Genomic DNA, 5612 nt, shown 5'->3' with positions numbered 1-5612 from the left:
TCAGTCACAGATATTTCGACTGATCCACCGCATTCGCGAGCAAGCCCGCTCCCACATTTCTGACCGCGCTCCGGTCAGAACAACCATTTCCACAGCAACACCAGCACCACCACCGCCAACACCGGCCGCGCAATCCGATAAGCCTTGGGATGCTTGCGCTTCCACTGCTTCACCACACCACTGAACTTGTCACTGAAGGTCTTGCTCCAGGCATACGCCTGGTTGATCCCGCCGACGCGCTCGTCATCCAGGTTCTGCGGCGCCGTGGCGCGGCCCAGTTGCTTGCTGACCCAACGGTTGACGCGGGTCATGAAGCCATTGCTCAGGGGCCGTTCGATGTCGCAGAACAGGATCACGCGGGTCGTTTCGGTCTCGTTCTTCACCCAGTGCACGTAGGTTTCATCGAACATCACGTCATCGCCATCCCGCCAGGCGTACTCCTGGCCGTCGACAAAGATGCGGCAGGCGTCGGAGTTCGGCGTGGACAAGCCCAGGTGATAACGCAGCGAACCGGCAAACGGATCACGGTGCGGGTTGAGGTGGCTGCCGCCCGGCAACAGCGCGAACATCGCGCCCTTGACGTTGGGAATGCTGCTCACCAGCGCCACGGTTTTCGGGCACAGCGCCTCGGCCGAGGGCAGTGGTTTGTCGTACCACTTCAGGTAGAAACGCTTCCAGCCCTTCTTGAAGAACGAACCGAAACCGGCGTCGTTGTTCTTTTCGGCGGCGCGGATGTAACCCTCGTCGAACAGGTGCATGGCCTCTTCGCGGATCACTTCCCAGTTGTCCTTGAGCACGTCCAGTTCGGGGAACTTGCTGCGGTCCAGGTACGGCTTGGACGGCACGGCCGAGAACAGGTACATCAAGGCGTTATACGGAGCGAACAGCGCCGAATGGTTGACGAACTGGCGCAACAGCGGCAAACGCGCCTTGCCACGCAGGTGCACGTACAGCGTGCTGCCGATAAACAACAGCAACACCGACAGTTTGGCGGCCAAAGAAAAGGTCATGCAGCAACTCCTGGAAAAATGCGCCGGGCATCATAAACACTTGGGCCATTATGCAGAAGGCCCAAGGTATCGGCGCTGACACACATCAAGCCTGGTTTTCCTGATCGGTAAACAGATCGCTGAACAGCATGCTCGACAGGTAGCGCTCACCGGAGTCCGGCAGGATCACCACGATGGTCTTGCCCTGCATCTCCGGCTTCTGCGCCAGGCGCACGGCCACGGCCATCGCCGCACCGCAGGAGATACCGCACAAGATCCCCTCTTCCTGCATCAGGCGCAGGGCCATGGCCTTGGATTCTTCATCACTGGCCAGTTCGACACGGTCAACCATCGACAGGTCGAGGTTTTTCGGCACAAAGCCGGCGCCGATGCCCTGGATCTTGTGCGGGCTCGGCTTGATTTCTTCACCGGCCAGCGCCTGGGTGATTACCGGCGACACGATCGGCTCCACCGCCACCGAGAGGATCTGCTTGCCCGCGATGTTCTTGATGTAGCGCGACACGCCGGTGATGGTGCCACCGGTGCCCACGCCGGCCACCAGCACATCCACGGCGCCGTCGGTGTCGTTCCAGATTTCCGGGCCGGTGGTCTTTTCGTGGATCGCCGGGTTGGCCGGGTTTTCGAACTGGCCCGGCATAAAGTACTGGGCCGGGTCGCTGGCGACGATTTCAGCGGCTTTTTCGATGGCGCCTTTCATGCCCTTGGCCGGTTCGGTCAGCACCAGTTCGGCGCCGAGGGCCTTGAGCACCTTGCGGCGCTCGATGCTCATGGACGCCGGCATGGTCAGCAGCAGCTTGTAGCCACGGGCGGCGGCGACAAACGCCAGGCCGATGCCGGTATTGCCCGACGTCGGCTCGACAATGGTCATGCCCGGCTTGAGCTTGCCGGTGCTTTCAGCGTCCCAGATCATGTTCGCGCCAATGCGGCACTTCACCGAGTAACCGGGGTTACGCCCTTCGATCTTGGCCAGGATGGTCACGCCACGCGGGGCGATACGGTTGATCTGCACCAGGGGCGTGTTACCGATGGAGTGCGCGTTGTCTGCAAAGATGCGGCTCATGACGGGTCCTATGTTGGCGGTATTCAGGAAGGCCCCAAGGGTATGCCTCGTGTCGCAACGCGTCCAGTCGAGGAACGTTGCGCACCTCCTAAGAGTCCATCTCCTACAGACATGGAGAATGCCCCAATGAAACGTCGCTACAGCTGGCTGCTATGGACCGTCGCCGGGCTGGTGGTGCTGCTGGTCGCCCTGGACCTCGCCCTGCCCTATCTGGTGCGTAACTACCTGAACGACAAGCTCGCCGACATGGGCGACTACCGTGGCCAGGTCAGCGACGTGGACGTCGCCTTGTGGCGCGGCGCCTACAAGATCAACGGCCTGGAGATCATCAAGGTCGATGGCAAGGTGCCAGTGCCGCTGCTCAAGGCGCCGTTGATCGATCTGGCGGTGAGTTGGCAGGCGCTGTGGTCCGACCGTGCCGTGGTGGCCAAGGTGCGGTTTATCAAGCCTGAGGTGAACTTCGTGGACGGCGGCGCCAACAAACAGGCGTCCCAGACCGGTAAAGGCACCGACTGGCGCGCGCAGTTGAGCAAACTGGCACCGATCACCCTCGACGAAGTGCGCATCGAAGACGGCAAGATTGCCTTCCACAATTTCAGCTCCAAGCCGCCGGTGAACATCAACGCCACCGAGGTCAATGCCAGCTTCTACAACCTGACCAACATCGTCGACGTCAAAGGCAAGCGCGACGCCCGCTTCGAGGGCAAGGCCCTGCTGCAAGGCCAGGCGCCGCTGGAAGCCAGCGCGACCTTTGACCCGTTGAGCAATTTCGAAAACTTCGAGTTCCGTTTCCGCGCCAAGGATTTGCAGCTCAAGCGCATGAACGCCTTCGCCTCGGCCTACGGCAAGTTCGACTTCAAGGCCGGCACCGGCGACGTGGTGATCGAGGCCCAGGCGGAAAAAGGCCAACTGACCGGCTATATCAAGCCGCTGCTGCGGGACGTGGAAGTGTTCGACTGGCAACAGGACGTGGAAAACAAGGATAAGAACATCTTCCGTTCGATCTGGGAGGCCGTGGTGGGTACCAGCGAGACCGTGTTGAAGAACCAGCAGAAAAACCAGTTCGCCACGCGTGTCGAGTTGAGCGGTAACGTGCACCAGCAAAATGTCAGCGCGTTCGGTGCGTTTTTGGCGATTTTGCGCAATGGTTTCATCCAGGCGTTCAATGCCCGCTACGAACAGCCCAAGCCCAGCGCGGACTAACTGTGGAAACTGGTTTGTGTGGGAGCGGGCTTGCTCGCGAATGCGGTGGTTCAGTCAACATTTGCAGTGACTGACACTCCGTCTTCGCGAGCAAGCCCGCTCCCACACAAGCCCCACTCCCAAATAAGTCCGTCTACACATTCAGATTGTGGCGTGACCCGCCATTCAGAGACTGAATAGCCCGTCTGCGTTCACAGTCGCCGGGGCTGCGCGGTATAGTCCGGGCATTGATGAATGCGAGGAAACACCGATGAAGTTCGAAGGCACCCAGGCCTACGTTGCCACCGACGACCTGAAACTGGCCGTCAACGCCGCCATCACCCTGGAGCGGCCGCTGCTGGTCAAGGGCGAGCCCGGCACCGGCAAGACCATGCTCGCCGAGCAACTGGCCGAATCCTTCGGCGCCAGGCTGATTACCTGGCACATCAAGTCCACCACCAAGGCCCACCAGGGCCTGTACGAGTACGACGCGGTGAGCCGCCTGCGCGACTCGCAACTGGGCGTGGACAAGGTCCACGACGTGCGCAACTACCTGAAAAAGGGCAAGCTCTGGGAAGCCTTCGAGTCCGAAGAGCGGGTGATCCTGCTGATCGACGAAATCGACAAGGCCGACATCGAATTCCCCAACGACCTGCTGCAAGAGCTCGACAAGATGGAGTTCTACGTCTACGAAATCGACGAGACCATCAAGGCGAAGAAACGCCCGATCATCATCATTACCTCCAACAACGAAAAAGAACTGCCGGACGCGTTCCTGCGCCGCTGCTTCTTCCACTACATCGCCTTCCCAGACCGCACCACCCTGCAAAAGATCGTCGACGTGCACTACCCCGACATCAAGAAGGACCTGGTCAGCGAAGCGCTGGACGTGTTCTTCGACGTGCGCAAGGTGCCCGGCCTGAAGAAAAAGCCGTCCACCTCCGAGCTGGTGGACTGGCTCAAGCTGCTGATGGCCGACAACATCGGCGAAGCCGTACTGCGCGAACGCGACCCAACCAAAGCGATCCCGCCGCTGGCCGGCGCCTTGGTGAAGAACGAGCAAGACGTGCAGTTGCTGGAGCGTCTGGCGTTCATGAGCCGTCGCGGTAATCGCTGATGCTGCTCAACCTGTTCAATGAGATGCGCGCCGCCAAGGTGCCGGTGTCGGTGCGCGAGCTGCTCGACCTGATCAACGCGCTGAAAATGCGCGTGACCTTCGCCGACATGGACGAGTTCTACTACTTGGCCCGGGCGATCCTGGTCAAGGACGAGCGGCACTTCGACAAGTTCGACCGGGCCTTCGGCGCCTATTTCAATGGCCTGGAAAAACTCGACGACCACCTGCAGGCATTGATCCCCGAAGACTGGCTGCGCAAGGAGTTCGAACGCTCGCTGAGCGACGAAGAGCGCGCGCAGATCCAATCCCTCGGCGGCCTCGACAAGCTGATCGAAGAATTCAAGAAGCGCCTGGAAGAACAGAAGGAACGCCACGCCGGCGGCAACAAGTGGATCGGCACCGGCGGCACCAGCCCGTTCGGTTCCGGTGGCTACAACCCGGAAGGCATTCGCGTCGGCGACGCGGGCAAGCGCCAGGGCAAGGCGGTGAAAGTCTGGGACCAGCGCGAGTACAAGAACCTCGACGACCAGGTGGAACTGGGCACGCGCAACATCAAGATCGCCCTGCGCCGCCTGCGCAAATTCGCGCGCCAGGGTGCGGCCGAAGAGCTGGACATCGACGGCACCATCGACCACACCGCCCGCGATGCCGGCTTGCTGAATATCCAGATGCGCCCGGAGCGGCGTAACACCATCAAGCTGCTGTTGCTGTTCGACATCGGCGGCTCGATGGATGCCCACGTGAAGATCTGCGAAGAACTGTTCTCGGCGTGCAAGACCGAGTTCAAGCACCTGGAGTACTTCTACTTCCATAACTTCGTCTACGAATCTGTGTGGAAGAACAACCAACGCCGCACCTCGGAACGCACCTCCACCCAGGACCTGCTGCACAAGTACGGCGCGGACTACAAAGTGATCTTTATCGGCGATGCGTCGATGGCGCCGTACGAGATCACCCAGGCGGGTGGCAGCGTTGAGCATTGGAATGAAGAGCCGGGGTATGTGTGGATGCAGCGCTTCATGGCCAAGTACAAGAAGCTGATCTGGATTAACCCGTATCCGAAGGACACCTGGGGGTATACGGCGTCGACGGGGATTGTGCGGGAATTGGTGGAGGATCAGATGTATCCGCTGACCCTTCGAGGGTTGGAAGAAGGCATGCGTTTTCTATCCAAGTAGATGGAGATCCAAATGTGGGAGCGGGCTTGTGTGGGAGCGGGCTTGCTCGCGAATACGGTGTGTCA

At 60.4% G+C, this 5612-nt stretch carries 5 protein-coding genes; 3 read left to right on the top strand and 2 right to left on the bottom strand.

Annotated features, from left to right (window positions below; genetic code table 11):
• Nucleotides 1-74 precede the first annotated feature (74 nt).
• Both NUV89_RS26945 and cysK read right to left on the bottom strand, forming a co-directional pair.
• Nucleotides 75-1010, bottom strand: a complete 936-nt coding sequence (locus NUV89_RS26945) for an aspartyl/asparaginyl beta-hydroxylase domain-containing protein (RefSeq protein ID WP_017735303.1) — start codon at nucleotides 1008-1010, stop codon at nucleotides 75-77.
• Nucleotides 1011-1095: 85 nt separating this feature from the next.
• Nucleotides 1096-2070 (bottom strand): cysteine synthase A, encoded by a 975-nt coding sequence (gene cysK, locus NUV89_RS26940; RefSeq protein ID WP_124528022.1) that lies wholly within the window; start codon nucleotides 2068-2070, stop codon nucleotides 1096-1098.
• A 126-nt stretch (nucleotides 2071-2196) separates the two neighbouring features.
• On the opposite strand from cysK, the gene NUV89_RS26935 reads away from it, so the two are divergent.
• The 3 genes from NUV89_RS26935 to NUV89_RS26925 all read left to right on the top strand — a co-directional run bounded on the left by NUV89_RS26935 (nucleotide 2197) and on the right by NUV89_RS26925 (nucleotide 5547).
• Nucleotides 2197-3273, top strand: a complete 1077-nt coding sequence (locus NUV89_RS26935; RefSeq protein WP_257783704.1) for a DUF748 domain-containing protein — start codon at nucleotides 2197-2199, stop codon at nucleotides 3271-3273.
• Between the two features lie 250 nt (nucleotides 3274-3523).
• A complete protein-coding gene (locus NUV89_RS26930) occupies nucleotides 3524-4369 on the top strand; it encodes a MoxR family ATPase (RefSeq protein WP_003189627.1) in 846 nt (281 codons plus the stop codon).
• Nucleotides 4369-5547: a VWA domain-containing protein gene (locus tag NUV89_RS26925; protein ID WP_017736274.1), complete on the top strand. Its 1179-nt coding sequence runs from the start codon at nucleotides 4369-4371 to the stop codon at nucleotides 5545-5547. Before NUV89_RS26930 ends, NUV89_RS26925 begins: the two co-directional genes overlap by 1 nt.
• Nucleotides 5548-5612 lie beyond the last annotated feature (65 nt).

Origin of the sequence: Pseudomonas sp. 18.1.10, from assembly GCF_024655625.1 — a bacterium.
Taxonomy (GTDB): domain Bacteria; phylum Pseudomonadota; class Gammaproteobacteria; order Pseudomonadales; family Pseudomonadaceae; genus Aquipseudomonas.
Note: the sequence above shows the minus strand (reverse complement) of the source record. Positions and strands in the feature narration are given on the sequence as shown.

Coding starts and splice junctions, on each gene's coding strand:
- NUV89_RS26945 (WP_017735303.1), bottom strand. CDS start 1,010: ATGACCTTTTCTTTGGCCGCCAAACTGTCGGTGTTGCTGTTGTTTATC.
- cysK (WP_124528022.1), bottom strand. CDS start 2,070: ATGAGCCGCATCTTTGCAGACAACGCGCACTCCATCGGTAACACGCCC.
- NUV89_RS26935 (WP_257783704.1), top strand. CDS start 2,197: ATGAAACGTCGCTACAGCTGGCTGCTATGGACCGTCGCCGGGCTGGTG.
- NUV89_RS26930 (WP_003189627.1), top strand. CDS start 3,524: ATGAAGTTCGAAGGCACCCAGGCCTACGTTGCCACCGACGACCTGAAA.
- NUV89_RS26925 (WP_017736274.1), top strand. CDS start 4,369: ATGCTGCTCAACCTGTTCAATGAGATGCGCGCCGCCAAGGTGCCGGTG.